A 17,870-nucleotide genomic window follows, 5' to 3' on the forward strand; every position below is an offset into this window, starting at 1 on the left:
TCGCAACTCAGGTTGATTGTCCGAACGAAGACGAGCTTCCCGGCTCAGAACAAGCCGCTCGCCTCCAGCGCGTTGCCCACATGCCGCATCTCGGCTTCGTCGGCGATCATGTCGAGCATGATCGTCGTAAGGCCCTGGGCCACGAACGTTCTGAGTTTTTCACCGATCTCCGCATAGCTGCCGACCAGATAGGGACAATCCGCCTGGAAGGTGAGAAACGGCAGTAGCCAATACCCGTTGTGTTGCATCTCGGCCGTCTGTCCCTCAAAGAGCCGCCGCTTCCACACCGAATCTGTATTCTCCATCGTAAGCGTGAGCAGTTCGCGACCCTCTGCACTGTCGCAGAAGCGCTCACGCGCGGCCCGACGCGCGGCCTCACGGCCCTGCCGGGCAAAGATCCCGAAGTTCAAGCCGGGCGCCTTGATGCCGCGGTCGTGATCCGTCGGTAGCATTTGCATCTTGATACAACCGGATTCAGAGGCGATGCGCTGGGCTGCGTCGGATTGGCCGGCAATCAGGAATTCGGGCAGCAGGTTGGCCGGAGGCCGGTAGTGAAGATGCAGGCCGGACGCCGTGTAGAAGTTTCCGCGAAAATCGACCGGGCGGGAGCTTTCAAGTAGCAGGCGGACTACTTTGATAAACTCGCCCAGCCTGACATACCGGTCGGCGTGCACACATTGGTCGCCCAACGCCTGCAAGTCGCTCACGGCGGTACCGGTGATCATATTCAGATACAGCTTACGCCCATAGAGCTGCGCAAAGGACGACACCAGCTTGGCCGCGGTGAAAGGATGCATGTAGACGGGGTTGACCGCGATCAACGGCGAACTGCGCTTGGTTTGGGCCACGATGTGCTGCGCCATCGCCCAAGGCTGGACGAGCACGTCATTGCCTTCGAAGAGCAGGATTCCCGCGAGACCATGGAGATCCGCAAAATGCGCGACGTGCATCAGTTCGTCGACATATTTGCCGGGATCCCGATTGCGCGAAATGGCGGGAAAGACACGAAGACTTGCATTGTTCATCTAGGCGCTCCTGGACGGGGGCCAGCGGCGACGGCGATGGGCGTCGAACGCGAACCGCGCCGCACGATCCGGCTCCGCCGGCGACAGGATCGCGCGCAGACGCTCAGAGCCCGTCGGGAGTCGAGGACATCGAGCAGTCCGCTATCGAGGCCGATCCGTTCGTGTGCCATTCCCCCGCCCCAAAACGCCTAATCCTGGGCATCCGGCATCTGCTCGATCGCATTCTTCCTGCCGGCTTTCGCATTTGACTTGCCGGAGCGCGGGACTGGTGAGCCAATGCCTGCTCCCGCATTGCGAATGGCATCCTGAAGCTCGCGCTTGCGGCGTGCGAGCAGGTCCCTCACATCGTCTTCCTGCTCGGCCGTCATTTCGGCCCGTGCAAACGATAGTGCGGCCGGACTACTTTGCTCGTCTTTCGAAAGCAACGCAGCCTCAGTGGGCACCTTTACACCGCGGGCCTCGTCGACCCGTTTGGCGAGCGCCTCGATCGTTGGCAGATCGAAGATCGTCCGGATCGGCAGCGTCACCCCGAAGGCCTGCTTGATGCGGGCCATCGCACGGCCCGCCAGCAGGGAGTGACCGCCGAGATCGAAGAAATCGTCGGAGACCTTGATATCGCTCACATTCAGCAGGTCACTCCAGATGTCGCGGATGGCCTTCTCGGTAGATCGGGACGGCTCGACCGCCGGAGGCACGACAATCGGCTCCGATCGGGGGGACGCGGCGATTGCTGCGCGATCGACCTTGCCGTGCCCATTGAGGGGCATCCGCTCCAAAAACAGGAAGGCCGACGGCACCGCCTGGCTTGGCAGCCTGGCTTTGAGAAATTCGCGCAGATCGGTCGCGCTCGGCTGATGCGCGCCCGTGGCAACGACATGGGCAAACAGCTTGATGTCGCCACTTGCCTCACGGCGCGGCTCAATCACCGCGGCGCCGATCCGTGGATGATCCAGAAGGACATGCTCGATTTCCTTGAGCTCGACGCGATAGCCGCGGACCTTTACCTGATGATCAGCCCGACCGAGACACTCAATGGTTCCATCCACGCGCCAGCGCGCGAGGTCACCCGTACGATAGAGCCGCGCGTGTGCACGATCAGTGAAGGGATCGCGCTGAAAACGCGCGCTGGTCTGCTCGTTGTCTCCAACGTAGCCTCGGCCCACGCCGTCGCCGCCGACATACAGCTCGCCGGTCACGCCGATCGGCAATGGTTGCAGCCCGGCGTCAAGAACATAGAGTTGGACATTCGGCAGGGGGCGACCGACGGACACGACGGACCCTGTTGGGGCCGCATCCAAACGATGCAGCGAAACATCGTCGGAACATTCCGATGCGCCGTAGGCATTGATCACCGGCACGCCCGGAAAATGTTGGAACCAGCTCCGGCAGACATCGGCTGGCAGCGGCTCGCCCGTCGAGATCAACAACCGAAGGCCCGCAAAGGCACGATAGATTGCGGTCTCATTCACCCGCTCAAGGATCAACCTGAGGAGCGACGGAACGATCTGCAGGACCGTGACGCCTTCACGATGCATGTCTTGTGCGAGTAACAGGGGATCCTGAACAATTGAATCTGCGCAGATGTGGACACGCGCGCCGGCGGTCAGGCCGGCCAGGAACTGCCAGACCGAGATGACGAAGCTTTGCGGCGCCGTCTGAGCGATCACGTCCTTATTTGAGAGGGCGAGCTCGGACACCAGCGAAGCCAGATGATTCGACAAACCCCGCTGCTCGATCATCACGCCCTTCGGCGCGCCCGTCGAGCCCGATGTGTAGATGAGATACGCAAGGCCCGATGGCGCACGTGCCTTCATCGGCTTGCCCTGGCTGCGCCCTTTGATGTCCTCGAGCGTCGCACAGGGCAGACCAGCAGCCGAAGAGAGCGATAACATCTCATGGAGCCGAGCGGCGCAGCTGCGCGAGCTCAAGAGCAGCCGGGGTCGCGCGGACTGGATGATTGCGGCAAGCCGCGCAGCAGGCTGCGCCGGGTCCAGACAGAGAAATGCCGCGCCGGCACGCTGGACCGCGATCATTGCCGCAAGCAGGTCGACGCTCCGCTCGGCGAGGAGCGCGACGATCATATCCTCCCCGACGCCCTCCCGGGCCAGCCGCTGCGCGATGGCAAGGCTTCGGCTGGCGAGCTCGTGATAGCTCGATTTGCCGTAGCTGTCGCTGGCGGCCGTCATCTTGGGATCACGCGCCACCCGACGATCAAAGCGCTCGATGAAATTGCCACGTCGGGCAAGGCTTGCGCCCTTCCAGTCCTGGAGCAGGCGTTGCCGTTCCACCGAACCGAGCAAAGGCAGGCGGGATATTCTCATGTCGGGATCGGTCACGATGCCCTGGAGCAGCGATTGGAAATGACCCGCCATCCGCACAATCGTGTCCGCGTCGAACAGATCGGTGGCGTACTCGAAGAATCCCGAGAACTGCCCGTCGGTCTCAAGGAGCTCGAGGGTGATATCGAACCGGGCAACCGCCGGGTCGATCTCGATCCGTTGCGTCGACAAGCCAGGGAAACGGCCGGCCTCGACCGCGGCGTTTTGCAGGATGAACATGATCTGAAACGGTGGGCTGCCGTCCCGGCGCGATGCCTGGAGCGCACGCAAAACCGTTTCGATGGGGACATCCTGATTGCGATAGGCATCGAGCGTAACCCGGCGTACGCGTTGCAGCAGTTCGCGAAAGCTCGGATCGCCGGACAGGTCTGTCCGCATAATCACGCTGTTGGCAAATATGCCAATGAGCGGCTCGGCTTCGATCTGGTTGCGATTGGCGATCAGGGAACCCGTAGCCACGTCCTCATGACCTGTGTACCGACACAGAAAACACTGGAACGCGGCCAGCAGCGTCATGAAGGGGGTAACACTGTTGTGCTGGCCAAGCTCCTTGATCCGGACGGACAGCGCCCGCGGAATCTTGACGTAGTGTCTGGCGCCGCGCCCCGTCCAGCTCTCGCCGCGGGGGCGATCCGTGCGAAGCGGCAGCGTGGTCACACCATCCAGCTGCTTACGCCAATAGTCGAGCTGTTGGCCGGCCGCCTGCGTCCGCGCCCACGCCTGTTGCCAACCGACATAGTCCTGATACTGGTATCTGAGATGGGGAACCGATGTCCGCTTTCCGTCTCGCCCGGCCGAGTAGTGAGCCGCGAGCTCCTGCCATAACAACCGCTGAGACCAGCCGTCGGTCGCGATGTGATGCAGCGTGACGATAAGAGCGTGATCCGTCGCGTCAAATCGTAAGAGCGTTGCCTTGAACGGCGGCTCTCGTTCGAGATCGAAACAATATTGGGCAACCTTCATTGCCTCGCGCCGGATTGCGCCCGACCGCTTTCCGCCCGCATAGCCGGCCAACCTGACCTGCTCGAGCTCCGGCGAGACGCGGCCGACTTTCTGCAGCGGCTCACCATCAGCCTCGGAGAAAGTAGATCTTAGGACCTGGTGACGCCGGGCAACGGCCTTGATAGCCGCTTCCAGAGCCTTCACGTCGAGCCGGCCAGACAATCGCGCCACCTCAACGACATTGTAATTGTACTTGGTCGGATCGAGCTTACTGAGGATGTGCATCCTCTGCTGCTGGAACGAGAGCGGGCCGGCCCCCCCATCGGGTGCAACCCTCCATTTGGGCGCGGCTTCTTCATGGCGGACCGATGCCGCCTGCAATCGGGCCGCTAGTGCCGCGATCGTTCCGGCGTCAAAGACATCGCCGAACGTAAGGTCGACCCCGAACTGCTCGCGTAGGCGCGACAATACCTGCGTCACCGCCAGGGAATCGGCGCCAAGCGCAAAGAAATCCTGATCGATCCCGATGCGGTCCACTTCGAGGACCGTGGACCAGATCGCGGCGAGTTCGGCCTCCAACTTCGAGCGAGCCGCGACGGTTGGCGCTCCGGGACTCGAGGCGATCAGGCCGGGGAGCGCGCTTCGCGTGATCTTTCCGCTGGCCCCCTTGGGAATTTCGTCGACGATGTGGATCAAGCTCGGTACCTTGTAGGCGGCGAGCCGGCTTGCCGCCAATTGCCGCATCTGTTGCGGCGTGACGTCGGCCCCCCGCCTCAGCACCACGACCGCCGCAACGTTTTCACCGAGCCTGTCGTGAGGGATACCGAAAGCTCCGGCCTCTAGGACGTCGGGGTGCGTCAGCAGGGTTTCCTCGACCTCGAGCGGCGAAACCTTCTGGCCTCCCCGGTTGATGACGTCTTTGATGCGTCCGACGATAAAGAGATAGCCGTCCTCATCGAGATAACCGAGATCGCCGGTGCGCAACCAGCCGTCCCTGAACGCTGCTTTCGTCGCCTCCTGGTCATTGTCGTAACCGCGCGTGATGGTCGGACCGCGCAGCATGATCTCGCCATGCTGGCCGCTCGCCTGTAAGCAGCCGTCACCATCCATGATCGCGATGTCCGGGCCGGAAGCCACGCCGACCGAGCCGGACTTGCGCAGATGCTGGGGATTGGCGGCAATCTGCGAGGCGGCTTCCGTCATTCCATAAGTCTCGACAACCGGAACCGCAAACAATGCTTCAAGCCGGTCAAGCGTTGCCGGAGCGAGGGAGGATGAAGCAGAGCGGATGATGCGCAAGGAGCTCCGCCCCGCCGCGCGACCATCCACAGGCGCAGCCGCTATCACTGCGCGATGGATGGTCGGTACGGCCGTATACCAAGTTGGCTGCAAATCCCTCAGCCAGCTGAAGAAGGACGCTCCGTCGAAGCCTTTCGTGCATATCACGCAGGACCCAGCGGCAAGTGCGGTCAAGAGTCCAGAGATCAGGCCATGCGCATGAAAGAGCGGGAGCACGTTCAGCAGCCGGTCGGCCTTTGTTAAGGACAGAACGGCTCCAGCATTCCTGGCGGAAAGGCAGGCACTTGCCTGGGTAATCGGCACCATCTTTGGACGAGCGGCGGTGCCGGAGGTGAGAAGGACGAATGCATCGTCATCCGGACCGACTTCTCCGGCTGCTACTCGTGATCCACGAGTGCTGCTGGAAAGCTCGAAGTCGACTGCTCTCGATCGCGAAGCCACGTCGAGAACCGGAATTCCTAACGCCTGGGCAACATTTCTACTCGCGGGCTTCGCCTCACCGCTTGTGACGAGCGCTGCCAGCTTCAAATCGGCAAAATATCGCTGCAGCTCATCCGGCGTAAAATCAGGATTGATCGGCACGCAAACCGCTGCGGCGGCTATCACAACCAGCGCGATAGCGTTTTCAGCACCACGCGGAAGCACAACTGCAACGCGATGGTGACTAGCAATGCCAGACTGCCGCAGCCGCTGTCGGACACGCTCCGCGCAAACCCAAAGCTCCGCATAACTGACGGAAACACCTGATGAATCCATGATGGCGTTTTGCGTCGGCGCGGTTCGCGCATAGAACTCGAGCAGGCCAGCAATGCTGGAGAACGTGTCGCGATCCGACGGCGATCGCTGCGATGATGCGACTCGAGCGGCCAAGGTCGTGCCTTTTCTTCGGGCCTGAGCTATCGTGCACGACGATATCGTCGGTGATCGGAAGAAGCAAGATGAGCGACATCGCGGCTGCGCGAAAACGTTACGTCGAGCAAATCAAGAAGCGTGGACGAGTTTCATCATCGCGATTGCTTGATGCGTTCACATCTGTTTCGCGCGAACACTTTGCCGGCCCAGGGCCTTGGCGGGTGCGAGCCTCCGAAGGTCGCGAATATGAAACCACGCCAGACGCCGATCCGGTCCATCTCTACGATGACGTACTGGTTGCGATCGACGAAAAGCGACGGCTGCACACCGGCCTTCCCAGCCTCTGGGCCAATCTGTTCGAAATTCTCGATATCAAGGCCGGCGAGCGGGTTGTCCAGATCGGGTGCGGCCTCGGCTATTTCTCGGCGATCCTGTCCGAACTTGTCGGCCCGCATGGCAAGGTCCTCGCGATCGACTGCGAAAAGGAGTTTGTCGCCCAAGCAAAAGCGCACCTGCGCGGCTACAGGAATGTCCGCGCGCTATGCACTGATGCGTGCCGCAATATCGGAGAACCGGCGGACGTCATCGTAGTCCACGCCGGCTTCACGCACCCCCACCCGCTCTGGCTGCAGTCGCTTCGCCCTGACGGACGGCTCCTGGTGCCACTGACCAAACATAACCGCGAAGGAACGGTGGTGAAGGTCACGCGAAAAGTCGATGGATTTCACGCGGAGGCGGTTAGGCGCGTCGAGATATTCCCCTGCAAGGGGCGCGGCGAGACCGAGCTAGACGAGCAGGTCGCCGATTGGTGGGAGCAGGCCTCCGTTCTCGCGCCGGTTCGCTTTCAGGCAATCGAACATGGCCTTCCTTCGGACAGTTGAAAGCCCACTCCACCGGTTTGCCGATCCGATCGAGATTTCGCTTGCCTGTACGCTCGGCTTGGATTTCAATTCTGTCAGGGATTGTGGCGCGGTCTGAGCAGGGGATCAACCTTGACGATCATCACCGACGACGTCGCGGACCAATGGTCCGTGCGAACTCCTTCGATCGCAAAGGTAGCGTGGGCGAGTGTTCTGGGTACCGCGATCGAGTGGTACGACTTCCTTATTTATGGAACGGCCGCGGCGCTTGTATTCAACAAGCTGTTCTTCCCGGCATTCGACCCTTTGATCGGCACCGTGGCCGCCTTTGGCACCTATGCCGTCGGGTTCATCGCCCGCCCGATCGGCGGCGCGATCATCGGTCATTTTGGCGACCGCATCGGACGCAAGTCGATGCTGGTCGCAACACTGCTGATGATGGGAATCGGCACGTTCTTGATCGGCTGCCTTCCCACCTATGCGGAGGTAGGCATCTGGGCGCCTATCATGCTGGTGGCGCTTCGCTTTGTTCAGGGCATCGGGATCGGCGGCGAATGGAGCGGCGCGGTGACGATGATGATCGAGCACGCGGGCAAACGGCGCGGATTTTGGGGCAGCCTGGTGCAGGTGGGCTTTCCAATGGGAGTGGCCGCCTCGACAGGCATCTTTGCGCTCGTTACGCAGCTGCCCGAAGCAAGCTTTCTGAGCTGGGGTTGGCGCGTCCCTTTCCTTCTCAGTATCGTCCTGGTCTTGGTGGGGCTGTTCGCCAGATATAGCCTGACGGAAACGCCGGAGTTCAGACAGGTTCTCGAGCGAAAGGACGTCGTAAGCCAACCGATCTTCGAAATCTTCCGACGCGACTGGCGCAACCTTCTGCTCGCCATCGGCATCACGGTATCCGAGGTCGGCTTGGCTTATCTCCTGACCGTGTTCGTGATCACCTATTCGACGACGAAGCTTGGAATGCCGCGGCAGACCGTCCTCAATTCCGTCGTCTATGCGGCTCTGGTTGAGTTCGTGACGCTGCCGCTGGCGGGGTGGCTATCCGACATCTATGGCAGGAAGACGCTTTATCTCGCCGGCGCCATCGCCTCCATCGTTATGGCTTTTCCCCTGTTTTGGCTGCTCGACACAAAGGATGCCACCATCGTGACGCTCGCGCTGATCGTCACGATGACCCTGACCCACGCGCTGTTGTTCGGACCGAAGGCCGCGTACATGCCCGAATTGTTTGGCACGAGGCTGCGCTACAGCGGTGCCTCGCTCGGTGCCAACATCGCCGCCGCACTTAGCGGAGGGCTTTCACCGCTGATCGCAACTGCACTGCTGGTCTGGACCGGCGGGGCCTGGGCAATCTCCATCTTCATCATCGCGCTTTCCATGCTCACGCTGGTGTCCGTCCTTGCCGCACCGGAGACTGCCCGGCTTCCGCTCAAGTACTGAGACGAGCGCCAGAAGTTCAGTTTGGATTCCGCTACTCGCCCCTCTGGTGATCCGATGCACGAGCCGATATCCAAGGCGAAAGCGCGCATCGCTCCCGCGGGGCTCGCATTCCTTGCCATCACATCGATTGGCTGGGGCAGCAACTGGCCCGCGACCAAATACCTGCTTGGGCAGCTTCCACCGCTGACCTATCGAGGCGTCATGGGGCTCGTCGGTGCGGCGCTGCTCGCAATTCTGGCCGGGCTTCGGGGCCAAAGCCTTCGCGTGCCGGAAGGCATGTGGGGCCGCATCGTTCTGTCGGCGACCTTCAACGTCACCTGCTGGATGGTCCTGATCGGGTTTGCTCTACTCTGGTTACCCGCGAGCGAAGTCGCGCTGATCGGCTACACCATGCCGGTGTGGGCCGCGATCATTGCCTGGCCGGTGCTCGGCGAGAAGCCGACCGTGTTGCGCACGACAGCGTTGTTCATGGCGCTCGCCGGGCTTGCGACCATCATGGGCGGCAATGGCATCTCCGCGAGCTGGGAAAAGCTTCCGGGCATTGTATTGGCTCTAGGCGGCGCGATCGGATTCGCATTCGGCACCGTCTTCGCCAAGAAACTGCCGATCCAGATGCCGCCGCTCTCGTCGGCTGCCTGGCAGATCCTGATCGGCTGTCTTCCAATTACTTTGATCGGACTTGCGATTGAGACCACTGACGTTTTCGCCATTACGCAGCTCGGCTGGATCCTGATCGTCTATGTGACGATCATGCAATATTGTGTCGCCTATGTGAGCTGGTTCGCGGCGCTGGCCCGGCTTCCGGCATCGATCGCCTCGATCGGCACGATCGGCGTTCCCGTCGTCGGCGTGGTGGCATCCGCAGCGACCCTGCACGAACCGCTCGGTGCCGGCCAAATCGCCGCCCTTCTGTTCACGCTCGCAAGCGTCGTGCTGGCGACGAGGGCGTAGTTTACGGCCATGCGGCCGCGACCAGAAGGGCTCCACCGTTCGAAGTGGCGAAGACTCGCTCGCCTTCACGCCAGCTTCTCCGAAGCAGGAGCCGCAAGGTACATCTCGCCTTGATCCCACATGGTGCCCGGGTTCAAGCGCCCCGTACGTTTTCATCATGCCCAATCCACGGCTAATAGCGGCAGTCCCTCGAGTCCGGCGAGCAACGCATGTTCCTTCTTGGCTCGAAGCATGACCTCGACCTGCACACGGTCGTGGCCTGAGGGTTGCGCTTCACCTTTTCATCTACGGCTGCGAACCGCCACGGATGCATTCATGGGCAAGAGAAACAGTGCGCTTGTTGCCTGATATCTCGCCACCACGCGTTTCCTGGCGCGTCCTCGCATGATAGGCCGGGAAAAACATGGGGCGGGGGGAACAGGGAATTTCTCAAATTTTGGCCAGGAGAACAGGCATCTCTGCGCGGTACCGGCGCCAAATTCCGGGAAATAGAGGCCTGTTTGCCGCAACTTATGCATTGAAAAGCACAGTTTCCTGATCCTGCAGATAACAGGCTAAAAACAGGGATCATATCCGCAGGCGCACTTATCCCGCAGGCGGTCAACAGGGGTGCTTATCGCCTGTTGGCGCGCAACATTGGAAGGAAACATTTCCGCAGGGCTCGACCCTTATCCCTTCACGCATGAACAACTCAATGCCACTCGCTGCCCATCTGCAGCTCTCCATCGCCTATCGCCCAATCAATGATCTCGTTCCCGATCCGCGCAATGCGCGGACGCATCCGAAACGGCAAATCGATCAGCTCAAGGTCTCCATCCAGGAGTTCGGGTTCACGAACCCGATCCTGATCGACCCCGATGGCCACATCATCGCGGGCCATGGCAGGCTGCAGGCCGCCCGCACGCTCGGCCTTGCCGAGGTCCCCACCATCACCCTGGCAGGTCTCTCCGCGCCGCAGAAGCGGGCGCTGCGGATCGCCGACAACAAGATTGCGCTCAATGCCGGCTGGGACATTGAAATCCTGCAAGCCGAACTCGGGGAGCTCGCCGCGATCGACCTCGATATCGATCCCACGCTGACCGGCTTTTCGACCGGCGAGATCGACGTCATTCTCGCAAAGCCCGCAGATCCGGAGGAGGAAGTCGTTCCGCCGGTCCCGACAACTCCGAGAGCAAAGCCCGGAGACGTCTGGATCCTCGGAGAGCACCGGATCGGGTGCGGTGATAGCCGCGATGCGGCCTTCCTTCGAAAGATCATTGGCGAAGGCATGCGCATCGATGCGGCGTTTCTCGATCCTCCCTACAACGTCAAGATCGCAGGCAACGCCAGCCCTACAGGCCGCCACGGCGAATTTACCATGGCCTCAGGCGAAATGAGCGAAGGCGAATTCCGCGCCTTTCTCAAGGACACGCTTGGCGCGGCAGCCGCGGTCTCGCGCGAGGGTGCCGTCCATTTCGTCTGCATGGACTGGCGACACATGGACAGCATCTCCGCGGTCGGCCAGGCCATCTATGGCGACCTCCTCAACCTCTGCATCTGGAACAAGTCCAACGCAGGGATGGGCTCGCTTTACCGGTCCAAGCATGAGCTGGTCTTCGTCTACCGGGTGGGGCGCGCAGGTCATCTCAATATGATCGAGCTTGGCAAGCATGGTCGCAACCGGACCAATGTCTGGGACTATGCATCCGCCAACTCGATGCGCGGCAGCCGGCGGGAAGACCTCACCCTGCATCCGACCGTCAAGCCCATCGGCCTCGTCGCCGACGCCATCAAGGACGTCACGCGGCACGGCGATCTTGTGCTCGACCTCTTTGTGGGCTCCGGCACGACCCTGCTTGCCGCCGAACGCACCGCGCGCCGTTTCCGCGGACTTGAAATCGATCCGGCCTATGTGGATGTCGCAATCGAGCGCTGGACTGCCCTGACGGGCCGCGAACCACGGCTCGAGCGCGACGGAGCTCCGTCATGAACACCGGCCGATTTCAAAAGGGCCGAAGCGGCAATCCCCGGGGACGGCCGCGAGGGTCCGGCAAGCGCTCCATGGTGAATTCGACGCTCGAGGTCCTACTGCACAAGACCCTTACGGTCAGTCTTGGCGGAAAGACGCGTGAGATCTCCGCGGAGGAGGCGCTGCAGCAGCGGCTCTTCAAGGACGCCCTTGCGGGCAAGCGCACGGCCATGCGCGAAGTGGTGAAATGGATCATCAAGCGCGAAGCCTTGCTGAAGAAGAGCCATCCTGGCCCACCTCTCCCTCGCAAGGTCACCCAGCACATCTCGCCGGATCCTGATAATGCCGATGAGGCCCTCGTGCTTCTCGGCATTGCCGCCCCCAATCCGGTGCGCGCAGATATCGGTGCTGATCGGGCGCAACTTCTTCTCGAACCCTGGGCGGTCGAGGCTGCGCTCCACCGCGAGCGCGGCGGCGCCAACCTTGACGACGACGAGCGCGCGGCGGTGAGGCGCTGCACGCGCAATCCCGATGCTCTCGCCCTTACGCGGAAACGCGATACGTGAGCGGTCGGGCCAAATCAGTGAGCGCTCCGGAGCGAGGGAACAACTGCAAACCGGGCATCGACGAACGCAACACTGACGCGGAGAACGAGCACGTCGGTTATCGACGGCCGCCTCGGAGCACGCGCTTCAAGAAGGGCCACAGCGGAAATCCTGCCGGTCGCCCCCGCGGGCGCCGCAGGCAGGCGCCCTACGAGGCGGTACTCGGTCAGACCGTCACCATCCGCGAAGGTGGACGGGAGCGCAGCATCACGGCAGCGGAGGCATTCGTGCTTCAGCTTGCAAAGCGCGGGATGGAGGGCGACGGCGCAGCGGCGCGCGCATCTTTGGCGCTCATCGAGCAGGCCAGAGATGGACGCTACAGTAACGAACCGCTGACCATCGTGCTGGCATTGGTGAGTCCCGGCGGCGTCACGGCAGCACTCGAAGCGCTGCGGATGGCAACAAAGCTCGATCCGTATCGCGAGACGGCTCGGATGGTGCTGGAGGCGTGGCTTGTGCAAGCTGCGCTGGAGCGCCTAAAACGGCCCCTTGCCCCGGCAGAGCAAAGCATCATCGTGAAGGCTACGCGCTCGCCGCAGAAGGTGCGATGGCCGGGATGGTGGAGCGAGCACCCTTGATCATCTTTGGGTCAGGAGCCGCGCAAAAGAGCAAGAATCTTGCTCCGGAAATGACTGGCATCCGAAGTCAAACGGAGCGTTACTGATTCTGCCGGGCGCAAAACGGCATCGGATCTCACCTCGCGGATGCGGGGTTTTGGGCAGTGCGGCGGCCAAGCCGCGCAAGCCCAGAGCAGGAGATTCCGTTGAGTACGACCCATATCGAAGCGCCAAACGTTCCCACCGCACATCCAGACATTATCAGGTTCAATCCGCACGACCGGCGCAATTTCATCGGCGGCTCGGACGCCCGCATTATCATGGGCGACGACGAAGACCGCCTCATCCGCCTCTGGCGCGAGAAACGCGGCGAGATAGAGCCGGAAGACCTCGGCGACAACTTGATCGTCCAGCTCGGCACGGTGACGGAGGTTCTCAATCGAGCCTGGTATCAACGGTCGACGGGCACGACCATCAAGGACATCCAGAAGCGCGTACGCCATCCCGTCCACAAATGGATGGCCGCAACCCTCGACGGCATGGTCGAACAGACCGGCGCGGTGTTCGAGGCCAAGTTCATGCTGCCATGGGCCTTCACGGAAGAAGCCGCGGCCGAGAAGCACATGGCCCAGCTGCAGCACAACATGTGGGTCACGACGTCCCGCGGCGCCGTTCTCTCGATCATCACCGGCGGCGGCAAATGGGTCGAGATCAAGGTTCACGCCGATCCGCTGTACCAGCACCTGCTGCTCACCGCCGAAAAGAAGTTCTGGCGATGCGTCCAGAGCGGCGAGCGCCCCGCCTTGTTCAACATCGAAACGCCGCGCCCGAGGCTGGAAGCGGTCAAGGTCGCGGACATGGCTTCGTCGAATGCCTGGGCCGACTTCGCCGCGGCCTACCTCCGCACCAAGGAGGCACACGGAGAGCACGAGCTTGCCAAAGCCGAGCTCAAGAAGCTCATCCCGGAAGACGCCAGGGAGGCCGGCGGCCACGGCATCAAGGCAAAACGCTCGAAGTCGGGCGCAATCAGCTTCGAAGCACTCGCTCAGGAGGCCGCCGATGCATCAATCCAGTGAACGCATCGGAACGATGGCGGCTGCGCTCGCGCGCGCACAGGCCGATCTGACCAACCCAGAGAAGAGCCTGACCGCGGTCATCCGCTCCCCCTTCCCGCGCGAGGATGATCGCACCTTCCGCTATGCTTCCTTGGCGGCGGGCCTCGACATCGTCCGCAAGACACTGAGCCGGCAGGAAATCGCAACCATCCAGACCACCCGGATCGAGCAGGCCACCGGCCAGATTCACCTCACCACCCTGCTCGCCCACGCCTCTGGCGAGTGGATCTCCTCCGATCTGCCGGTCTGTGCCGGCAAGGACGTCGAAGCCCCGCACCGGATGGGCGCAGCGCTCACCTATGCCCGCCGCTACGCCCTGTTCGCCCTGGTCGGCATCGCCGGCGAGGACGATCTGGATGCTCCGGACATCGTCGCCGGACCGCCATCGGCCCCTCGACTACAGACAAGTTCGGGCCCGAAGGGAAACCGGTCCAAGGGCACCTTGAACCGCCCTTCGGTGCTTCCTCCTGAACACTCAGCCGAGCTGCGCGAGCGCCTGATGACCGAGCTCGCACAATTCGCAGGCGGCGGCGACCTCCTGGACTGGGCGAAGAAAAGCCTTCCGTTGAAAAACACTCTGCTCCAAGCCGACGCGCGAGCCGTGGAGGGCGCCTATCAGGAAAGGCTTGAGGCGGCTGATGCTCCTGCGTCTCTTGACACGGTTGGCGACGAGTCAGCTCACACGGTGGCGACCGACCCGGCACACGCGGCCGGGCCGCCCAGCGGCGATACGCCCGCGGCCGAGCCGGGCATCGCCGCCCTCAGGGCTGACAGCGCCCTCGCCTTCCCCAAAGAGCCTCCCCGAAAAAGGAGCAAGGCACATCTCGCCTTCATCCGCGCGCAGCCGTGCCTTGTCTGCAAGCAAACCCCGTCCGACGCCCATCATCTCAAATTCGCCCAGCCGAGAACCTTGGGCCGCAAGGTCAGCGACGAGTTCACTGTGCCGCTTTGCCGAACGCATCATCAAGCCCTGCACCGACACGGCGATGAACGCACATGGTGGGCTGACGTTCAGATGTCGCCCCTGCCTGTCGCGAGCGGATTGTGGGCATCGAGTCCCGCGCACGCTGTTGCCGGCGGCATCGGCATGCCGGAACGCATGGTGATATCGATGCTCGAAACGGGAGCCCAGCAATGAACGATCCCGTGAAAACACAGGGGCCTACAGTCCGACCAAAGCAGCACAGCTCGTCCTGTGGCCACGAACAGCAGCACGAGCCATTCTTCGGTCCAGGGGCCGCACCGTTTTTCGCTGAACTGATCGTCTCGGTTGGAGCGCTCGCACTCCTGCTCCTCGCGCTCCTGCTTGCGGGCAGCGCGAAGGAGCGAGCCACCAGCGTGTTGTTCGGCGAGCCGCAGCACGCACATACTTCGAAGCCGAGCAAGTCTCTGTTGATCGACGGATACAAGGTGAAACGCATCGACTAGCGTCCATGCGGTCCCCCGCCCTCTGGAAGCTAGTTGCTGAGACGCACGACGATCATGCCTCTGAATAACGTTTCGTCGGCATGATCGTCATACCTCGCCGATCGGCTCGGGTCCGCGCGCTGCTCCACAATTGGGCATCATTGCCTCGCAATTGTCATAGCGCTTCCACCGCATCGCAATATAATTCGCCTAGCAATCAGAAATGTCAGGCGAACTTTCGATGATCCGACATGCGGTCCGCGTGCTGGCCATGATGTATTGCGTTTGCAGCCAGCCCGCCTGTTCGAGCTATGAATCTCAAGCGGTGACGCCACCGCTGTCTTTCTCGCAATTCTGCATTCAATATCCTGAGGACTGCCAGCGTCACGACGATCGCAGGATCCGAGACTTCCGCTCCTCAAATTCAGCGTTGGCGCGAGCTCGCCCAGATCAATGCGACGGTGAATTTCGGCATAGCCCCAAAGGATCCGCCCGCAAGTCGACGCGACGCGGAATGGCAAATATTCTCTGACGTCGGCAATTACGGCGACTAAGCCGTCACCAAGCGCCATCTGCGGCTACTATCCGGCTGGCCCACTTCGGCACTCCTTCTTGCCGAGGTCGTCCTCCGAGCAAGCGGAGAGCACCCACCTTGTACTGCTCGCGCGTGAGGAAAAGCGGTTCTCGTGCCGGCGATCACCCCGCCCTTTTCAACGTCGAAACGCCTCGCCCAGGCGGGAAGCGGTCAGGGTCGTGGATATGGCTTCATTAAATGCGTGGGCGGATTTCGTCGCGACCCACCTCCGCACTAAGGATGCACACGCAGAGCGCGAGCCGGCCAAAGCCGAGCTCAAAAAGCTGATCCAGGATGCGCCAAGGAGGCCAGTGGCCACGGCATCAAGGCCAAGCGCTTGAAGTCGGGCTCGATCAGCTTCGAGGCACTTGCTCAGGAGGCTGTCAATGCACCAATCCAGTGAGCGTATCGGAACGATCGCGGCCGCCCTCGCCCGCGCCCAGGCCAATCTAACCAACCCTAAAAAGACCCTGACCGCGGTCATCCGTTCGCCGTTCCCGCAAACTGAGCACTTAACCATACGACCTATGGCTGAAACATGCCGCTGCCACCCTCTATGCATCGAATAGACGGGGTGGCAATATAGAGTAGATTTTCAACACGATGCTCTGAGGGGCTTGATGTCAGTTTTACGAAAAGCATTTAGTCGTTTTCCTGCTGCCCACGAGGCTCTGTTGGATCTCAAATATCTGTCGAGACCGCTCTATTCCAGACCGGTTGAACTGGGTGGCGCAGGAACGACCGAAAGCTTCACCAAGATCTATACGGAGAATATTTGGGGCGAGAGCGCCTCACTTAGCGGCTCCGGGTCTATACCGGGTTACACAGACCGACTTCAATCTCAGCTGCCTAACATGCTTGCAAAGCTAGACGTAAAGACCTTCCTAGACGCGCCTTGCGGTGACTTTGCCTGGATGCGCTCCATTTCTCTTCCCGTCGAACGGTACGTGGGGGGCGACATCGTCCCGCCGTTGATCGATGAACTTAACCAACGGTACGGAAACGACAACCGAACCTTCTTGCAAATCGATATAACTTCGTCTCCTTTACCACGAGCGGACCTCTGGATGTGCCGAGATTGTTTCATCCATCTTCCAAATGATTTGGTACTCGCTGCGCTGCGTAACTTTGCACAGTCCGAGATCAGCTATCTGCTCACAACACAATACAATTTTGGCAGACGGAACACCGACATTGCCGTTGGAAGCTTCAGGCTCATCAATCTGCGGCGGCCGCCGTTCAACCTACCTTCCTTCCGCGACTCCATCGTTGACTACGTAGACCCCTTTCCACCGCGGCGCCTCGCATTGTGGACCAGGGATGACGTGCGGAAAGCTCTCGCCGCTTGCTAAAGCACACTATGCACCTCCTGACCCGAGGCGCTTTGCCAGCCGGCCAAAGATGCAGCAAGGTCGGAATTGGCCTGCTGCCGGTGAGACTATTCAAACTACGAGTCCCAAGCGGCGATGACCCCACCGCTGTCGTTTTTCCGGCTTTTGCATCGAGTACCCCGATCACGGTCGGCGCCACAATGATCGCAGAGTTAGAGCCATCCGCTCAGCGGTGGAGAGAGCGGGATTCCGCCGTATGCGGAATGGCGGATATTTTCGTCAGATTGCAACTGCGCGACTACGCTGTCAACAAACGCCATCTCTTGGCTCCGTTTTGACCAGCCCAGTTCCGCCCTTCTTGCAGAAGTCGTGATGCACGCAAACTAGAGAGCATCACCTCACTTCTAGTTCGTAAGAGGCATGCAATGTTGGGCTCGACAACTCAAATCCAGTCCTCACCTCCCTCGTGGATGCTCTGGAGCGCTATAGTCTATTCTGAGCACAATCGGGAATAGGCCATTGATTATATGTATTGTCGGAGCGCGACTAACTCGCCACGATCGAATTTGAAGTATCATGATATGAGGAACTGCGTAGCCGCTAGTTGACATTAACTTTGACG

At 61.3% G+C, this 17,870-nt stretch carries 11 protein-coding genes; 9 read left to right on the forward strand and 2 right to left on the reverse strand.

Annotated features, from left to right (window positions below; genetic code table 11):
• Positions 1-44 precede the first annotated feature (44 nt).
• A complete protein-coding gene (locus tag UNPF46_RS15845; RefSeq protein ID WP_142250625.1) occupies positions 45-1,025 on the reverse strand; it encodes an LLM class flavin-dependent oxidoreductase in 981 nt (326 codons plus the stop codon).
• 188 nt (positions 1,026-1,213) lie between these two features.
• Positions 1,214-6,475 carry a non-ribosomal peptide synthetase gene (locus tag UNPF46_RS15850; protein WP_142250626.1) on the reverse strand — a complete coding sequence of 1,754 codons (5,262 nt, stop codon included), beginning with the start codon at positions 6,473-6,475 and terminating at the stop codon, positions 1,214-1,216.
• Positions 6,476-6,543: 68 nt separating this feature from the next.
• Between UNPF46_RS15850 and UNPF46_RS15855 the strand changes: the two genes are divergently transcribed.
• The 9 genes from UNPF46_RS15855 to UNPF46_RS15895 all read left to right on the forward strand — a co-directional run bounded on the left by UNPF46_RS15855 (position 6,544) and on the right by UNPF46_RS15895 (position 15,364).
• Positions 6,544-7,338, forward strand: coding sequence for a protein-L-isoaspartate O-methyltransferase family protein (locus tag UNPF46_RS15855; protein ID WP_142250627.1), 795 nt, complete (start codon positions 6,544-6,546; stop codon positions 7,336-7,338).
• Positions 7,339-7,458: 120 nt separating this feature from the next.
• Complete coding sequence (locus UNPF46_RS15860) at positions 7,459-8,760, forward strand: MFS transporter (protein ID WP_246668673.1); 1,302 nt, start codon at positions 7,459-7,461, stop codon at positions 8,758-8,760.
• Between the two features lie 54 nt (positions 8,761-8,814).
• Positions 8,815-9,711: a DMT family transporter gene (locus UNPF46_RS15865; RefSeq protein WP_142250629.1), complete on the forward strand. Its 897-nt coding sequence runs from the start codon at positions 8,815-8,817 to the stop codon at positions 9,709-9,711.
• A 694-nt stretch (positions 9,712-10,405) separates the two neighbouring features.
• On the forward strand, positions 10,406-11,680 hold the full coding sequence (locus UNPF46_RS15870; RefSeq protein WP_246668669.1) for a site-specific DNA-methyltransferase: 1,275 nt from the start codon (positions 10,406-10,408) through the stop codon (positions 11,678-11,680).
• On the forward strand, positions 11,677-12,225 hold the full coding sequence (locus UNPF46_RS15875) for a DUF5681 domain-containing protein (RefSeq protein WP_142250631.1): 549 nt from the start codon (positions 11,677-11,679) through the stop codon (positions 12,223-12,225). The genes UNPF46_RS15870 and UNPF46_RS15875 overlap by 4 nt, the downstream gene beginning before the upstream one ends.
• Before the next feature lie 17 nt (positions 12,226-12,242).
• On the forward strand, positions 12,243-12,842 hold the full coding sequence (locus UNPF46_RS15880; protein WP_246668670.1) for a DUF5681 domain-containing protein: 600 nt from the start codon (positions 12,243-12,245) through the stop codon (positions 12,840-12,842).
• Positions 12,843-13,042: 200 nt separating this feature from the next.
• Complete coding sequence (locus UNPF46_RS15885) at positions 13,043-13,897, forward strand: YqaJ viral recombinase family protein (RefSeq protein ID WP_142250637.1); 855 nt, start codon at positions 13,043-13,045, stop codon at positions 13,895-13,897.
• A complete protein-coding gene (locus tag UNPF46_RS15890; RefSeq protein ID WP_142250632.1) occupies positions 13,881-15,074 on the forward strand; it encodes an ERF family protein in 1,194 nt (397 codons plus the stop codon). The genes UNPF46_RS15885 and UNPF46_RS15890 overlap by 17 nt, the downstream gene beginning before the upstream one ends.
• A complete protein-coding gene (locus tag UNPF46_RS15895) occupies positions 15,071-15,364 on the forward strand; it encodes a hypothetical protein (RefSeq protein WP_142250633.1) in 294 nt (97 codons plus the stop codon). Before UNPF46_RS15890 ends, UNPF46_RS15895 begins: the two co-directional genes overlap by 4 nt.
• The last annotated feature ends 2,506 nt before the right edge of the window (positions 15,365-17,870 follow it).

Origin of the sequence: Bradyrhizobium sp. UNPF46 (assembly GCF_006658625.1) — a bacterium.
GTDB classification, from domain to species: Bacteria; Pseudomonadota; Alphaproteobacteria; order Rhizobiales; family Xanthobacteraceae; genus Bradyrhizobium; species Bradyrhizobium nitroreducens.